This window comes from Saccharopolyspora flava (genome assembly GCF_900116135.1).
GTDB classification, from domain to species: Bacteria; Actinomycetota; Actinomycetes; order Mycobacteriales; family Pseudonocardiaceae; genus Saccharopolyspora; species Saccharopolyspora flava.
Genome location: NZ_FOZX01000008.1, coordinates 26009 through 41961 on the forward strand (window position 1 = coordinate 26009; position 15953 = coordinate 41961).

At 72.9% G+C, this 15953-nt stretch carries 12 protein-coding genes and 1 other RNA gene; 6 read left to right on the forward strand and 7 right to left on the reverse strand.

The genetic code is table 11. The annotated features are described in order from the left end of the window. Window positions 1–5 precede the first annotated feature (5 nt). The 6 genes from BM424_RS20870 to cobC form a co-directional block, all read right to left on the reverse strand. A complete protein-coding gene (locus BM424_RS20870; protein WP_093420765.1) occupies window positions 6–296 on the reverse strand; it encodes a hypothetical protein in 291 nt (96 codons plus the stop codon). Window positions 297–1082: 786 nt separating this feature from the next. Beyond that, an RNA gene (gene rnpB / locus BM424_RS20875) (RNase P RNA component class A) lies at window positions 1083–1475 on the reverse strand. 70 nt (window positions 1476–1545) lie between these two features. Continuing rightward, window positions 1546–2670: a bifunctional RNase H/acid phosphatase gene (locus BM424_RS20880; protein ID WP_093420767.1), complete on the reverse strand. Its 1125-nt coding sequence runs from the start codon at window positions 2668–2670 to the stop codon at window positions 1546–1548. Then, window positions 2667–3392: a zinc ribbon domain-containing protein gene (locus BM424_RS20885; RefSeq protein WP_093420770.1), complete on the reverse strand. Its 726-nt coding sequence runs from the start codon at window positions 3390–3392 to the stop codon at window positions 2667–2669. The genes BM424_RS20880 and BM424_RS20885 overlap by 4 nt, the downstream gene beginning before the upstream one ends. Continuing rightward, entirely contained in the window at window positions 3389–4264 is an 876-nt protein-coding gene (locus tag BM424_RS20890; RefSeq protein WP_093420772.1) for a Nif3-like dinuclear metal center hexameric protein, read from the reverse strand. Before BM424_RS20890 ends, BM424_RS20885 begins: the two co-directional genes overlap by 4 nt. Then, window positions 4245–5291, reverse strand: coding sequence for an Rv2231c family histidinol phosphate aminotransferase CobC (gene cobC / locus BM424_RS20895; protein WP_093420775.1), 1047 nt, complete (start codon window positions 5289–5291; stop codon window positions 4245–4247). Before cobC ends, BM424_RS20890 begins: the two co-directional genes overlap by 20 nt. 59 nt (window positions 5292–5350) lie before the next feature. Between cobC and BM424_RS20900 the strand changes: the two genes are divergently transcribed. The 3 genes from BM424_RS20900 to BM424_RS20910 are packed head-to-tail and all read left to right on the forward strand — an operon-like array spanning window position 5351 to window position 7751. Next, window positions 5351–5806 carry a low molecular weight protein-tyrosine-phosphatase gene (locus BM424_RS20900; protein ID WP_093420777.1) on the forward strand — a complete coding sequence of 152 codons (456 nt, stop codon included), beginning with the start codon at window positions 5351–5353 and terminating at the stop codon, window positions 5804–5806. Further along, complete coding sequence (locus BM424_RS20905; protein ID WP_093421306.1) at window positions 5806–6669, forward strand: fructosamine kinase family protein; 864 nt, start codon at window positions 5806–5808, stop codon at window positions 6667–6669. Before BM424_RS20900 ends, BM424_RS20905 begins: the two co-directional genes overlap by 1 nt. Window positions 6670–6716: 47 nt before the next feature. Beyond that, window positions 6717–7751 (forward strand): SURF1 family cytochrome oxidase biogenesis protein, encoded by a 1035-nt coding sequence (locus BM424_RS20910; RefSeq protein WP_093420780.1) that lies wholly within the window; start codon window positions 6717–6719, stop codon window positions 7749–7751. 158 nt (window positions 7752–7909) lie between these two features. Here the strand turns inward: BM424_RS20910 and BM424_RS20915 are convergent, their stop codons facing one another. Continuing rightward, window positions 7910–8845, reverse strand: a complete 936-nt coding sequence (locus BM424_RS20915; RefSeq protein WP_093420782.1) for a cobalamin biosynthesis protein — start codon at window positions 8843–8845, stop codon at window positions 7910–7912. Between the two features lie 139 nt (window positions 8846–8984). Here BM424_RS20915 and BM424_RS20920 point away from each other — a divergent pair, with 139 nt between their 5' ends. Genes BM424_RS20920 through BM424_RS20930 form a run of 3 tightly spaced genes read left to right on the forward strand, consistent with a single transcriptional unit; the run spans window position 8985 to window position 15942 of the window. After that, complete coding sequence (locus BM424_RS20920) at window positions 8985–10631, forward strand: TIGR02677 family protein (RefSeq protein ID WP_093420785.1); 1647 nt, start codon at window positions 8985–8987, stop codon at window positions 10629–10631. Further along, a complete protein-coding gene (locus BM424_RS20925) occupies window positions 10628–11827 on the forward strand; it encodes a TIGR02678 family protein (RefSeq protein ID WP_093420787.1) in 1200 nt (399 codons plus the stop codon). Before BM424_RS20920 ends, BM424_RS20925 begins: the two co-directional genes overlap by 4 nt. Beyond that, window positions 11824–15942: a TIGR02680 family protein gene (locus BM424_RS20930; protein WP_093420790.1), complete on the forward strand. Its 4119-nt coding sequence runs from the start codon at window positions 11824–11826 to the stop codon at window positions 15940–15942. The genes BM424_RS20925 and BM424_RS20930 overlap by 4 nt, the downstream gene beginning before the upstream one ends. The last annotated feature ends 11 nt before the right edge of the window (window positions 15943–15953 follow it).

The following is a 15953-nucleotide window of genomic DNA, read 5'->3' on the forward strand; positions in this document are numbered from 1 at the left end:
GGGCATCACCCGCTGGTGCTGAAGAGCTGTGCGATGAAGGTGCCGATGTCGATGCCCGCGTTGGTGACCGCGATGCCGACGATGGCCAGGGCGACGAGGACGCCGCCGAGCCGGCGCATGACGCCCGCGTTGTCGCCCTTGCCGCCACCGAGCCACAGCAGCAGGATCGCCACGGTCAGCAGCAGCAGCGGTAGCAGGTTGTTCAGGATCCAACCGCGAATGCCTTCGGTGCCCAGTTGAGTCTGCTGGGCGAGTACGTCCAGGTGCGCCAGTGTGTCCAGCGGCATGGCGGTCATCTCTTTACCCCTGAGTACGCGGAGTGTCGGCGGGCCGGTACCTCAACGCGTGGCGGTGATCCGCAACGCGCAGATACGAGTAGAACATGACATGGTCACCAGAAGTAGTGGTTGCGAGTTCGGGTGTGGCGGGTTACAGCGGGACGGCGTTCCGGCCATCACGCGGCGAATAGGCCATTCGAGCAAGCCACCACCGGCTGGTCATCGCGGAATCGGCGCTCAGGAGGCCGGTTTCGAGCCTGGATCTCGTGGCTGTTCACCCGCTTGCGAGCCCCTTCGTAACGCACCGTGAACATCGCGGTGGTCCAGTGGATTTCCGCACATCGCGCCAGGAAGCACCCGACTGGATCACTCGACGTGATCGCCGAACCCGAAAGAACGAGGTGATCTTGGCGCGCACGAATCAGGGTAACGCCCCCAACACGAACAGTTCCCCCCAGGGCATGCATAACACCACCTAGACCAAAAAGCCGAAACACGTTGCGACGAAAGAACCAACAGAACCAACGTCAGGCAACCGGCGAAGCCGGTTTCGCAGTACCCCACCTAAGGCGCTGGCACCGCCGCGGGTTCTGAGCGGCTCTCTGGGGAGGACAGCCGACGTGTCGTGTATTGGCATACATAAGCCTCGGATCCCGGAGCCAGAGAGCCGCTCAGGTTCCGCTACCCGCACCGCCAAGCAAAAAGACCACAGAGTAGTTGTCAGTACAACGAAACCACCCAAGACACAGACGGCCAAGAACCCCAAAGAAGCCGAGGACCAGGCAAAACCAAAAGAAAAGAGAGCGGAAGAGTCGGTCTGTAAGCCGGATTCTGTTCCCGGGAGGCCTCACGACCAACCCCGTTCAGTGACCATCTATCTAGGCCCGCCGTCGCCGACGAGCTCATGCGGCCTACCCGCGAACCTCGGGCGAGCAACCCTCGATCGTCCGCGCGGGCGCCGAGACGCCCATCTTGGCCTTGCTCCGGGTGGGGTTTACCGAGCCACCTCGGTCACCCGAGGTGCTGGTGGTCTCTTACACCACCGTTTCACCCTTACCCGGCGCGTGCGCCGGGCGGTTTGCTTTCTGTGGCACTGTCCCGCGGGTCGCCCCGGGTTGCCGTTGGCAACCACCCTGCTCTGTGGAGTCCGGACTTTCCTCGACGGGTCGTGCCCGCCGCGGTCACTCGACCGGCTCTTCCGCTCCGTCGATGTTACCGCCGGGTGGGCGGGGCTCTCCCGCCAGGCCTGTTCAGGCCCGGCGGGAGTTCAGGCCCAGTGGGAGATGTCGTTGACGAGCCGGACGGAGGCGTTGCCGTCGGGGTAGAACTCGACGATCGACAGCGACGCGAGGTCGAGGTGCAGCCGGTAGAAGACCTCGGGTCCGACGTCGAGGCCCATGCGCAGCAGGGACTTGATGGGCGTGACGTGGCTGACGACGATGATCGTCCGCCCGGCGTAGCGCTGGAGGAGGTCGTCGCGGGCGGCGGTGACGCGCTGGTGGACGGCGGCGAGGCTCTCCCCGCCGGGCGGCACGACGGTCGGGTCGCCGATCCACTTCCGGTGCAGCTCGGGGTACTTGTCGGCGGCTTCGAGGAAGGTGAGGCCCTCCCAGTCGCCGAAGTCGGTTTCGAGCAGCCCGTCGTGGAACTCGAGTTCGCTCCCGGTGGCGTCGGCGACGGCCTGGGCGCTCTGCCGGGTGCGGGTGAGCGGTGAGGCGATGATGGGGGCCGCGCCGTCGGAGGTGACGATGCCGTCCATGGCGGCGAGGCGCTTGGCGGCGGCGTGGACCTGGCGCTGTCCGAGGTCGGTGAGTTCGACGTCGCCACGGCCGGAGTAGCGCTTGTCGACGGACATCGGGGTTTGGCCGTGCCGGAGCAGCAGCATCCTGGTGGGGGCGCCGCGCAGGTTCTGCCACCCGGAGGGGCGGCTGCGGGCCGAGGCGCTCTCGGCTTCGCTGACCTGCTCGGATTCGGCCGTTCCGGTCTCGACGGTGTTGCCGTCCATGGCGTCGTTGGCGAGCTTGTCGGCGGCGGCGTTGTCGGCGCGCGGGATCCACTCGTAGTCGACGTGCCGGAAGTCGGCGGCGAGTTCGCGGGCGACGGCGTTGAGCGGCTGGAGGTTGGCGTGCTTGACCTTCCAGCGCCCGGCCATCTGCTCGATGACGAGCTTGGAGTCCATCCGCACCGAGACCTCGGTGGCGCCGAGCTCGGCGGCGGCGCGCAGCCCGGCGATCAGGCCCTGGTACTCGGCGACGTTGTTGGTGGTCTCGCCGAGGCCGATGGCGCGTTCGGCGAGGACGGCGCGGGTACCGGCGTCGAGCACGACGGCGCCGGAGCCGGCGGGCCCGGGGTTGCCCCGGGACCCGCCGTCGGCTTCGACGATGACCTTCACTTGCTCTCCCGGACCATGATCGCGCCGCACTCCTCGCAGCGGACCACGTCGTCGGCGGCGGCTTCGCGGACCTCGTTGAGAGCGTGCCGGTCGAGTTCGATGCGGCAGGCGCCGCAGCGGGCGCCCTGCAGCAGGCCGACGCCGACGCCGCGCTGGGCGCGCACCCGCTCGTAGAGGGCGACGAGGTCGTCGGGCAGGGCCTTGGCGATGATGTCGCGTTCCTGCTGGCGGCGGGCTTCGGCGGTGTCGAGCTCGCCGAGGGCTTCGTCGCGGCGGTTCTGGATGTCGGCGAGCCGCTGCTCGGCGTCGGAGACGGCCTCGGCGGACTTGGTCACGTTGGTCTCGAGCGCTTCGCGCTGCTCCATGACCTCCAGCTGCTCGTCCTCCAGGACGGCTTGGCGCCGGGCGAGGGTCTGCAGCTCGTGCTCGAGCTCCTCCTGCTGCTTGGCGGGGCCGCCGGCGGCCATCATCTCCCGGTCGCGGGCCTCGCGCTTGCGGACGTTGTCGACCTCGTTCTCCAGCCGCTTGACCTCGCGGTCGAGGTCGTTGAACGCGGTCTGGGCGACCACCAGCTCGTCGCGCTTGGTCTGCACCTCGCGTTCGGCGTCGCCGATCTGCTCGAGTTCCGGCAACGTGCGCCTGCGGTGCACGACGCGGTTGAGCTCCGCGTCGGCTTCCGCGAGATCGAGCAGCCGTCGTTGAACGGCGGGGTCGGCTTTCACGCGAGCGCCCTCCCTGGGTCTGGGGTCGCACCGGCGTGCACGGTCCACGGGTCGGTGCGTCGGGTGGAAACGAGGACTTCGACTGTATCCGGCAGCGCGGCGGACACGAGGTCCGCGGCCTGCTGGCACCAGGGCCATTCGCTGGCCCAGTGCGCGACGTCGACGAGCGCGGGCACGGTGGTGCCGGGCACGTCGGCTTGCGCGAGGTGCTCGCCCGCCGGGTGGTGGCGCAGGTCGGCGGTGACGTAGGCGTCGACGCCGGCTTCGGCGGCAGCGGTCAGGAACGAGTCGCCCGCGCCGCCGCAGACGGCGACGCGGTGGATCTCGCGGTCGGGGTCGCCCGCGCCGCGCACGCCCCACGCGGTGGTGGGCAGGCCGTCGGCGACGCGGCGGACGAAGTCGCGGAACGGTTCGGGCTGCGGCAGCTCGCCGATGCGGCCGAGGCCGGTGTCGGCGTCAGGCGCGACGGGCATCAGCGGCCGGGTGCGGGTCAGGCCGAGGGCTCCGGCCAGGGCGTCGGACACGCCGGGGTTGGCCTTGTCGGCGTTGGTGTGGGCGCAGTAGAGGCCGATGCCGGAGCGGATCAGCCGGTGCACGACACGGCCCTTGTGGTCGTCGGCGGGCACGCCGTGGACGCCGCGCAGCAGCAGCGGGTGGTGCGAGATGAGCAGCTGGGCGCCGAAGTCGACGGCTTCGTCGACGGTGGCTTCGAGGGGGTCGACGCAGAACAGCACGCGCTGCACGACCGCGTCGGGGTCGCCGCAGACCAGGCCGACCGCGTCCCAGTCCTCGGCGAGTCCGGTGGGGTACGCCTTCTCCAGCGCGCCGATCACGTCCCGAATCCGCACCGTTTCACCCACGTTCCACGACATCCTGAAAAGCCTTGACCAACAACGAGTTCTGTTCCGGGTCCCGGACGGCGACCCGGAGGTGGTCGGTGTCCAGGCCCGGGAAGGTGTCCCCTCGGCGGACCGCGATCCCGCGTTCCCGCAGCTCTTCCCGCACCCGCTGCCCGTCGGGCACCCGCAGCAGCAGGAACGGCGCGCGGGCCGCGCCCACCACCTCGACGCCGGACACTCCGTCGAGCGCGTCCATCAGCGAGGCCCGGTTCTCGGTGAATTCCGCTGCGGCGCTGCCGGATTCGGCGAGGGCGCGCGGTTCGCAGCAGGCCTGCACGGCGGTGAGCACCAGCGAGTTGACCGGCCAGTGCGGACGGGCGCGGCCGAGTTCGGCGAGCAGCTGCGGGCTGCCGAGCGCGTATCCGGCGCGCAGCCCGGGCAGGCCCCACATCTTGGTGAGGCTGCGCAGCACGAGCAGCCCGGGGTCGGCGAGGTGCGCGAGGGATTCGCGTTCGCCGGGGACGGCGTCGATGAACGCCTCGTCGACGACGACGGTCCGGCCGGGCCGCAGCAGCCGGCGGATCTCCTCGGCCGGGTGCAGCACGGAGGTCGGGTTGGTGGGGTTGCCGAGCACGACGAGGTCGGCCTCGTCGGGAACCTGCTCGGCGCGCAGCCGGTAGCCGTCGGCGGCGTCGAGCAGGACGCGCCGGACCGGGACGCCTGCCGTGCGCAGGGCGAGGTCGGGTTCGGTGAACGACGGGTGGATCAGCGCGGCGAGCCTCGGGCGCAGCGCGGGCAGCAGCGCGAAGGCCTCGGCGGCTCCGGCCAGCACCATCACCTCGTCGGGGTGCCGGTCGTGCCGGTCGGCGACGGCGCGGCGGGCGGCTTCGTCGGCGTCGGCCGAGGGGTAGGAGCCGAGGTCGTCGAGGGCCTCGGCGAGCCGGTCGCGCAGCCACCGCGGCGGCCGGTCGAGCCGCACGTTGACCGCGAAGTCGGCGAGCCCACGCGCCGCGTCCACGTCGCCGTGGTGGCGCAACAGCTCCCGATCGTCCCCGCTCATCGTGGGCAGTCTAAACGTCCACGTGGGAGCGTCTCAGACGGTCCGTACCCTGTAGAGGCGTGCATGTCTCCTTCATCTGTACGGGCAACATCTGCCGGTCGCCGATGGCGGCGTTGATCTTCGCCGACGAGCTGCGGCGGGCGGGGCTGGACTCGCTGGTCGAGGTCTCCAGCGCCGGGACCGGGCCGTGGCACGTCGGCGAGCCCGCCGACCCGCGCACCGAGAAGGTGCTGGCCGCCCACGACTACCCCACCGAGCACGTCGCCGCGCAGATCGACGATCACCACCTGGGCGCGGACCTGCTGGTCGCGATGGACGAGGGGCACCTGCGCGCGGTGCGGCGGCTGACCGGCGACCCGGAGAAGGTGCGGTTGCTGCGGTCGTTCGACCCGGACGCCGACGGCACCGAGGTGCCCGACCCCTACTACGGGGGCCCGAACGGGTTCGACGACGTGCTGGCGATGGTCGAGGCCGCGATGCCGGGGCTGATGGCGTGGGTGCGGGAACGCCTGTGATCACCGAGGAGGTCGCCCGGCTCACCGGCCGCGAGGTCGTCGAGGCCCGCCGGTTGTCCGGCGGGGACACGGCGGCGGCGTTCGCCGCGCGGCTCGACGACGGGACCGAGGTGTTCGCCAAGTCCGCCCCGCCGTCGATGCCCGGCGCGACCGCGGCCGAGGCGGCGTCGCTGCGCTGGCTCGCCGAGCCGGGCGCGGTGCCGGTGCCGGAGGTGCTGGGCGCGAGCGAGGACGTCCTGGTCACCGAGCACGTCGCGGCCGCATCGCCGACGGCGCGGGCCGCCGAGGAGCTGGGGCGCGGCCTGGCTCGGCTGCACGACGCCGGGGCTCCGGCGCACGGCAGCGCCCCGCCGGGCGGACCGGCCGACGCGTGGATCGGGCTGGCCCCGATGCGCAACGAGCCCGAGCAGGACTGGCCGGCGTTCTTCGCGCGGCACCGCGTGCAGCCCTACGTCCGGCGCGCGGTGGACTCCGGCGCGATCGGGACCGAGTCGGCGCGGGTGCTGGACCGGGTGTGCGAGCGGCTGCCGGAGCTGGCCGGGCCCGCCGAACCGCCGTCCCGCCTGCACGGCGACCTGTGGAGCGGCAACGTGCACTGGGGCCGCGAGGCGGCGTGGCTGATCGATCCGGCCGCGCACGGCGGTCACCGCGAGACCGATCTGGCGATGCTGCACCTGTTCGGCTGCCCGCAGCTGGACCGGGTCGTCGCCACCTACCAGGAGGTTCGCCCGCTCTCAGACGGCTGGCGGGAGCGGATCGCGCTGCACCAGCTGTTCCCGCTGCTGGTGCACGCGGTGCTGTTCGGCGGCGGGTACGGCGCGCAGGCGGCGCGGGCCGCGGAGCGGGCGCTGAGGTCACACTGAGCCGGGGTCTCAGCCACCTCGCCGGTCGCGCGGCCTACCGTGGGGGTGTGCGTCTCAAGTTCTTGCTGCGTCCCGGGTGGCTGGGTGCGATCGCGCTGGTCGTGGTGTTCGCCGGGCTGTGCTTCACGACGCTCGCGCCGTGGCAGTTCGGGCGCAGCGAGGAGACGGAGATCCGGAACAAGGCGATCGCCGAGTCCTTCCACGCCGAGCCGAAGCCGATCGACCAGGTGCTGCCGGCCGGGCGCGCTCCGGACGTGAACACCGAGTGGTCGCAGGTGCTGCTGACCGGCGAGTACCTGCACCGGTCGGAGACGCTGGCCTGGCAGCGCACGGTGCTCGGCGAGCCCGCGTTCGAGGTGATCACCCCGTTCCGGCTGGACGACGGGACGACGGTGCTGGTCGACCGGGGTTACGTGCGGCCGGTCAACGGCACGCAGGCCCCCGACTACGCGGCCGCGCCGTCGGGCCGGGTGACGCTCACGGCCCGGATCCGCGCTGACGAGACCGACAGCAAGCAGCGTCCGCTGTTCGACCACGACGGGCACCGCTGGGCCTACGCGGTCAACTCCGGCACGATCTCCGCGGGCACGGGTCTGGCGCTGCGCCCCGGCTACGTCGCCCTCTCCGAGGGCCAGCCGGGCGTTCTCGGCGCCCTGCCGCTGCCCCGCCTGGAGTCGGGGCCGTACTTCTCCTACGCGCTGCAGTGGATCGCCTTCGGCATCATGGCGATCCTCACGATCGGCTACCTGATCTACACGGAGCTCCGCCCCGAAGCAGCCCCCGCCTGGCGCCGCCAGCACGAGGACGACGAGGACGCACCCACCCCCTCGGGCTCCGCAGCCGCATCATCGGCCACGGCTTCAGCCGCCTCAGGTTCGGCCACTTCGGGCTCCCCGACCTCGCCGAGCACCGACCCGACCCACTCCACCTCGGCTTCCGACGCGACCCCGACCTCCTCGCGCTACGCCGCGAAGCGGAAGTCCACCCCGAAGCGCCGCCGCAAGCTCTCCGTCGCCGAAGCCATCGCCGAGGAAGAGCGCCGCGAAGCCGAATCTTTCGAGCGCAACTCCCGGGAGTCCTGATCCCGCCGCACCGAGGGCTGGGCAGTGGACAGTTTTAGCCATAATTGCCCATGATCAATGTCCGAAATGTCTGGACAATTATGGCTAAAACTGTCCCCTGGTAACGACGCTCCCCACGCGAGAGGCCAACGCTCCAGGACGAACAGCTGTGGGTTCCGTCAGCGGTGGCGGAGGAGGGCGGTGGCGGCCGCTGCGACGCCCGTGACCGTGCCGATGAGGCGGGAGAGCTCGACGCTGCGGGTGACGTCGCCCGCGTCGGCCGTGCGCCCCTCGCCCATGATCGGGCGCTGCTCGGTGATGTGGCCGTAGACGGTGCGGCCGCCGAGGCGGATCTCCAGGGCTCCCGCGAACGCCGCCTCGATCTGGCCGGCGTTGGGGCTCGGGTGGGCGGCGGCGTCGCGCCGCCAGGTGCGCCAGGCACCGCCGCCGGCGCCGCCGACGACGGGGGCGCAGACCGCGGTCAGCACGGCCGCGAAGCGCGCGGGCACGAGGTTGAGCAGGTCGTCCAGCCGTGCCGAGGCCCAGCCGAACTCGCGGTAGCGGGGCGAGCGGTGCCCCACCATCGCGTCGAGCGTGTTGGCCGCGCGGTAGGCCGCGAGCCCGGGGATGCCCGCCACGGCGCCCCACACCAGCGGGGCGACGACGGCGTCGGAGGTGTTCTCGGCGATCGACTCGACGGTCGCGCGCGCCAGGCCCTGCCCGTCGAGGACGGCGGCGTCGCGGCCGCAGAGGTGCCCGAGGCGCTCGCGGGCGCCGTCGATCTCCCCGGCGTCGAGCAGCCGCGCCATCGCGGTGCCCTCGTCGGCCAGCGACGTGCCGCCGAGCACCGCCCAGGTGACCACGCCCGTCGCGGCGGCCTCCAGCACCGGGCTGCGGCGGACCGAGCGCTGCAGCAGCACGCCGAGCGCGGCGGTGCCGCCGACGAGCACCCCGGTGTAGACGACACCGGTGGAGCGCCGGTCCTGGTAGAGCGCCTTCTCCAGCTTCTGGGCGGCGCGCCCGAACAGCGCGACCGGATGCCCGCGCCGGGGGTCGCCCAGCGCCGCGTCCGCCGCCACGCCGAGCAGCAGCCCGACCGCTCGTCCCGCGCTCACCCGCACCTCCACCACCGCTGAGAAGTCGATCTCGGACAGCTCGAAAGCAGCACCGCACGCTACCCCGACGGCCGCTGTGACCGATCACGGCATCCCAGGTGACCGGCTGTGTCCGGGCGACGGGATATCGTGGCGGACCGTGACGGCCCCTGATCACGAAGCCGATGTGCTGCGCGCCGGTGTCGCGGGAAACGCGACCGACGTGCCGCAGCCTGCTGCCGAGACGCCGCCGGACGAGGCGCAGCGCCTGCAGCTGTTCGCCTACTTGCAGGCCCAGGAGCACCGCACCTACCTGGCGATCATGCGGTTGTTCACCTCGACGCTGCTGGCGGACCTGTCGGCCGGCGAGGTCGCCGCGGCCCTGGCCGCCGCCGAGCGCGAGGGCCGGGTCGCCCCCGGCGAGTCCGATGTGGACACGGTGATCGACCGGCTCAAGCAGCTGGTCAAGTGGGGCAACCTGGTCGTCGGGCGGCGCGAGACGATCGCCTCCAGCATCGCCGAGTTCCAGCACGGCAGCGTCCGCTACCAGGTCAGCAAGCTCGCCGTGCGCGTGCAGCGCGACGTCGACGCGCTGCTGCGGGTGCCGGAGGGCGCCCGCGAGGTCTCCCGCGAGCTGCTGCCCGCCATCGACCGCGGCCTCGCGGGCATCGGCAGGGCCCTGTCCGACGCGCTGGCCGCCGAGCGCCACGACCCGCGCGGCAAACCCGCCCGCCAGGCGCGGGAACGGCTGGCCGAGCAGGTCACGACGGTGTTCCTGCAGCACGCCGAGCTGGCCGCCACGGTCCGCGACTTCTACGCCTACCTGGGCCAGGTCGTCACCCGCCACCAGCTCGCGCCGGACGAGATCTCGGGTTTCCGGAACCTGCTGGTCGAGTACATCCAGATGGTCGTCGAGGACGTGCTGCGGCACACCGAGACGATCGCCGGCTCGCTGGCCGGGCTGACCGGGGCGCGCGGCGAGCTGCTGCGGCTGCTGGGCCCGGCCGACCAGCTGGGCACCGACGTGGAGCGGGCGCGCGGGCGCACCCAGGCCGACTGGCAGGAGCTGACGGACTGGTTCGTCGACGCCCCCGGCCGCCCCAGCCAGGTCGCGGCCCTGCGCGAGGCCACGGCCCGCGCGATCGGGTCGCTGCTGGCCAGCGTCAAGCGCGCCACCTCCGGCGGCGGTCTGGTGCCCGGCAGGCGCGGAGAGCTGCTCAAGCTCGCGAAGTGGTTCGACCGGGCCGACGAGCGCACCTCGCACCGGCTCTACGCGGCGGCGTTCGGCCTGCACTCGGCGCGGCACCTGCAGCCCGCGCCGGACTACGACTCCGACAACGACAAGGTGCCGTGGCGCGACGGGCCGGTGCAGGACGTGACGGTCAGCGTGCGCAGCCGCGGCGACCGCGGCGCGCGCGGCCGCACCTCGCGGGTGCTGGACGACCCGATGACCGAGGAAACCCTGCTGCAGCAGGCCCGCCGGGCCGATCAGCGGCGCAGCGCAGCGGTCGCCGAGCTCGCCGAGGCGGGCGCCGACGTCGGGCGGCGCACGCTGTCGCCGGACGCGCTGGGCGTGCTGTGCGAGCTGCTGACGCTGGCGATGGCGCAGCGCGACGGCTCCGACGACAAGGGCACGGCGCTGGACCCGGTGCACCGGCTGCGCGTGACGATCCGCCCGGAACCCGGTCAGGAGACCAGGATTCGCAGCGCGGCGGGCGAGCTGACGCTGCGCGACACGGTTCTGGAACTGGCCGGGGACGGCGGATTACCCGACTCCGAGGCACCGCTGCGAGGAGCCGCCCGATGATCTCGACGTTCGACGAGCTCCCCGACATCGACGCGGCGAACGTGGTGCGCTGCGCCCGGGTTCTGCTGCGCAGGCCGCTGCTGCGCGCCGACGGGCCGGACGGCGACCTGCTACCGATGATCTACCGCCAGCGCGCCGCGCTGCAGGACGTCTTCGCGGGTCTGCTGGGCTACCGGCTGGTGGTGGAGCGCCGCTTCGCGCGGCTGTACAAGTCCGGTCCGGGCGAGGACGCCGGGCGCGGCGTGGAGTCGCTGAGCCCGCGCGGGTACGCCTACTTCGCGCTGACGCTGGCCGCGCTGACCGGAATCGGCCGCCAGGTGCTGCTGTCGCGGCTGGTCAGCGACGTGCGCGCGGCGGCTGCCGAGGCGGAGATCGAGGTGGCCGACGACCCGGCCGACCGGCGCGCGCTGACCGCGGCGCTGCGGCACCTGGTCGCGCTGGGCGTGATCACCGAGACCGAGGGCTCGGTGACGGCCGAGTCGGCCGCCGAGGCGCTGATCACCATCGACACCGACATGCTGGGCCAGCTCGTGGCGGGCCCGCTGGCCGAGGCCGAGGACCCGCAGCAGCTGGTCGAGCTCGCCTCCGCGGCCGGGCCGCGCCGGATCGAGCACGCGGTGCGGCGCAAGCTGATCGAGGACCCGGTGGTGCTCTACGCGGATCTGCCGCCGGAGCAGGCGAGCTGGCTGCGCGAGCACGTCATCAACGAATCCCGTTTGCTGGAGCGGTTCTTCGGCCTGGTCGGCGAGGCCCGCGCCGAGGGCGTGGTGGTGTGCGACCCGGAGGACTACCTCACCGACCTGGCCTTCCCGGGCCCGGGCACGGTCGCGCGGATCGCGCTGCTGGCGCTGCCGGAACTGCTCGACAAGGCCGAACCCGACTCGGCGGGGCGGCATCCGGTGTCCTGGCAGGACTTCGCCGACGTGTGCCAGGAGCTGGTCGACGCCTACCCGTCGGCGTGGTCGCGGGCGGCGACCGAGGATCACCAGGACCTGGTGCGCTCGGTCATCGACCTGCTGGGCAGACTGGGCCTGCTCCGCGAGTCCGACGGGTCGTGGCTGCTCAGCCCGGCCGCGCACCGCTGGCTCCCGCAGCCCGACGCGACACCCGCGCAGCAGCAGCGCGAAACCGAACCGCCCGCACCCGAACCGCCGGGCCTGTCCCTGTTCGACGAGATGGAAGAGGCAACGCGGTGAGCCCACACAGCACCGAAGCGGCCGTTGCGGAGTCCGCCCACCGGTGGCGCCTGCACCGCGGCGGGATCGTCAACATCTGGCAGTACGCCGAGACGACGTTCGACCTCGACGGCGGGCGCGCGATCTTCCAGGGCACCAACGGTTCCGGCAAGTCCCGGACCCTGGAGCTGCTGCTGCCGCTGTGCCTGGACGGCGATCTGCGCCAGCTGGGGTCGAAGGGCTTCGACACGGTCAGCATCCGGCGGCTGATGCTCGACGAGTACCCGGGCGGGCCGAACCGCATCGGCTACGCCTGGATCGAGCTGCGCCGCGACACCCCCGAGGGCGGCGAGGAGTTCCTCACCTGCGGGCTCGGGGTGAAGGCGTCGAAGACCTCGCAGTCGATCAGCGACTCGTGGCGGTTCATCACCGGCCGCCGGGTGGGCATCAACCTGCACCTGGTGGGCGCGGACCGGGTTCCGCTGGGCGCGGCGCAGCTGCGCGAGCTGCTGGGCGCCGACTGCGTGCTGGACGACCAGTCGTTCCGCGCGAAGGTCGCGGCCTCGGTCTACGGCGTTCCGGCCGCCCGCTACGGCGACCTGCTGCACCTGCAGCGCACCCTGCGCAACCCCGACGTGGGCCTGAAGGTCCTGGAGGGGCAGCTGGAGCAGATCCTGTCCGACGCGCTGCCGCCGCTGGACGCGGGCCTGATCGAGCGGCTGGCGACCTCGTTCGACGACCTGGAGTCGATCCGCGAGAACATCGTCCGGCTCACCGGCGCGGACAAGGCGCTGAGCGCGTTCCTGTCGACCTACTCCGGCTACGCGTTCGGCGCGCTGCGCGATCGCGCCGAGGCGATGCGCGCGGCGCAGCAGAAGCTCGCGTCGCTGCGCAAGGAGCTCGCGAGCCTGGACAAGCAGTTCACCGGCAAGCGCGAGGACCGGGAGTCAGCGCAGCGCACCATCACCGAGCTGGAGCAGCGCGAGAGCGAGCTGGAGTCGAGCATCGACGCGCTGCGCTCGCACCCGGCCTACTCGGAGCTGCAGAACCTGCGCGACCGCGAGAAGCTCGTCGAGAGTTCCCGCGCCGCAGCGGTTTCCGCGCTCGACACGGCGACCCGGCACCGGGCGCAGGAGACCCGCTCGGCGGAGTCGGTGCTGGGCGTGCTGCGCCGGCTGGCCGGGGACGCCGACGCCGCCGGACAGGCCGCGAACCGCGCGAGCCAGCAGCTCAGCACGGCCGGTCTGGGCGGGGCGACGGTGCCGCAGCCGCCGCCGGTCCCGGCCGCCGAGCTGGTCGCCGAGACCGAGTCGGTGCGCACCTCGCCCGAGCCGGACGCCGAACCGACCCCGGTGGAGCGCTACCAGCCGCCGCAGCTGGACGCCGACGCGCTGGCCGCCCAGTTCCGCGCCGCGGTGGAGAGCTCCGCGCAGGCGGCCAACGAGGCGCGGGAGCGCGCCGCGCTGACCCTGGCGCTGCACCAGCAGGCCCGCGAGCTCGACGCCGAGCAGGCGCAGGTCGCCGAGATCCAGCGCAACGCCCGGCAGGCGCAGCTGACCTCCACCGAGGCCGCGGGCCGCCGCAACCAGGCGCAGCAGGAACTCGCCGACGCCGCCGCGGTGTGGGTGGAGCTGGCGCGCAAGTGGGCCACCGAGTGGCCCGCCGCGACCGAGCAGCCCGCGCCGGAGCCGCCGAGCGTCGAGGACCTGATCAACGATCGCGGCGCCAGCCGCACCTCGCGCGAGCAGGCCCGGCAGTCGGCGCGCCCGCAGCTGCACGAGGCGCGGCGCGCGGCGTCGGCGGTGGAGCAGGAGATCACCGAGCTGCGGGCCGAGATCCGCATGCGCGAAGGGGAACTCGCCGAGCTGCGCGCGGGTCACGAGCGCCGCCCGGACCTGCCGTCGTGGGTCGAGGCCGAGCGCGACCCGTCGCAGGGGCGGGCCTTCTACGAGCTGGTCGACTTCGCCCCGTCGCTGAGCGAGAGCGACCGCGCGGGCCTGGAGGCGGCGTTGCAGTCCAGCGGGCTGCTCAACGCCTGGGTCACCGCCACCGGGCAGATGCCCGGGCTGACCGACCTGCTGGCCTCCCCCGCCGGACCGGTCGACCCGACCACCGGCGGCACGCTCAACGCGCTGCTCACCCCCGCCGCCGTGGCGGACTCGCCGGTGCCGCCGGAGCGGGTCGCCGGGCTGCTGGCCACGATCTCCACCGGCAGCGGTACCGGGCTGTGCGTGTCCACCGACGGGTCCTGGAAGGCCGGGGCGCTCAGCGGTTCCTGGCACAAGGACGCCGCCGAGTACGTGGGCGCGGGCGCCCGCGAGGACGCCCGGTCGCGGCGGATCGCCGAGCTGGAGGACGAGCTCGCCCGGTTGCGGGAGGCGATCGGCGACGCCGAGCGGCGCCACGCCGAGGCCGGCGAGCACGCCTCGGCGCTGGAGCAGCACCTGGAGGTCTTCCCGGACGACGGGGATCTGCTGACCGCGCAGGCGAAGCTGGCCACGGCGATCGAGACGGCCGAGGACGCCGAGCGCCAGGTGATCCAGCTGCGCGAGCAGCACCTGGAGGTCGAGCAGCGCTGGCAGGCCGCGCAGAGCGAGCTGGTCCGGTCCGCGGGCGAGGCCGGTCTGCCCGCCGAGACCCAGGCGCTCGACGCGGCGCACCGGGCGGCGGTGGACGCCCGCTCGGGCATCGACGCGCTGCGCGAGGCCGTCGAGTCCCGCTGCCTGCCGACGTTGGCGGAGCTGCGCGACATCTCGCTGCACCACGACGTCGCGGTGGCCGACCGGATGGAGGCCGAGGCGCAGGCCGAGCGCCGCTGCGCCGAGTTCGCCGAGCAGGCCGGCGGTCTCAGCGAGCTGACCTCGGCGGTGGGCGGCGCGGCGCAGGAGATCGCCGACAAGGTCAGCGGTTTCGAGCGCGAGCGCGCCGAGCTGCGGGAGAAGCTGCCGCAGGAGCGGGAGCGCATCAGCGCGCTGCGCGAGGCCGCGGCCCGGTTGGAGACGCAGCTGGAGAACAAGCAGTCGCGGCTGGCCGGTCGCGAGCAGGACGCCGAGGCGGCGACGACCGCGTTCCGCCGGGCGCTGGAGATCCCGGGCCTGTGGACGGCGGCCGAGGTCTCCGAGGAGCCGCCGGGCGAGCCGGAGGACGCCGCCGAGCTGCTGGTGGGCTCCGACCGCAAGGGCTCCACCGAGTCGACGGTGCTCAACCGGTTGCAGACGCTGCAGCACGCGCTGAGCGGCAACTACGACATCACGGCCGCCGACCAGCACGGCCTGCTCACGGTGACCGTCACCGGCGAGGAGGGCCCGCAGCCGGTCGCGGAGGCGGCGCGGCGGGTGTCGGAGCGGCTCGGCGAGCAGCGCGGGTACCTCAACGAGCGCTACCAGTCGATCTTCGCGGACTACCTGATCCGGGACCTGGCGGAGCGGCTGCGCGGGCAGATGACCATCGCCGAGGACCTGTGCAAGCGGATGAACGAGGTCCTCGACGGCGCCCGCTCCAGCCAGGGCGTGCACGTGCAGCTGGACTGGCAGCCGTCGGCGGCGCTGGGCGACGACATCAAGCAGGCCATCGACCTGGTGCGCACGCCGTTCGCCAACCGCAGCGAGGACCAGGACGCGCTGCTGCGCCGGGTGTTCACCGACCTCATCGAGTCCGAGCGGGACAGCGCCTCGGGCGGGTACGCGGAGATCCTGGCGCGGGCGCTGGACTACCGCTCGTGGTTCGCCTTCACGGTGCGGGTGCGCGACACCGGCCCGGACGGCAAGCCGCGGGTGCGGCGGCTGCGGCAGCTGTCGTCGGGTGAGACGCGGCTGATCTCGTACGTGACGCTGTTCGCGGCCGCGGCGGCGTTCTACGACGCGGTGAGCGTGTCCTCGGACGGTCGCGGCCCGCTGCGGCTGGTGCTGCTGGACGAGGCGTTCGAGCGGCTCGACGATCCGACGATCGCGCGGATGCTGGGGCTGCTGGTGGATCTGGACATGGACTGGCTGATCACCTGGCCGAGCGGCTGGGGCGTGTCGCCGAAGATCCCGAAGATGCACATCTACGACGTGCTGCGGCCGCGCAGCGGGCACGGCATCGCGACCACACACACCACCTGGACGGGCACGGACCTGCAGCGTCCGGACGCCTGATCAGCGAGTTC

Excerpts from the sequence above, each read along its gene's own strand:
- BM424_RS20870 (WP_093420765.1), bottom strand. The coding sequence starts at position 296 with ATGACCGCCATGCCGCTGGACACACTGGCGCACCTGGACGTACTCGCC.
- BM424_RS20890 (WP_093420772.1), bottom strand. The coding sequence starts at position 4,264 with ATGTCGTGGAACGTGGGTGAAACGGTGCGGATTCGGGACGTGATCGGC.
- cobC (WP_093420775.1), bottom strand. The coding sequence starts at position 5,291 with ATGAGCGGGGACGATCGGGAGCTGTTGCGCCACCACGGCGACGTGGAC.
- BM424_RS20925 (WP_093420787.1), top strand. The coding sequence starts at position 10,628 with ATGATCTCGACGTTCGACGAGCTCCCCGACATCGACGCGGCGAACGTG.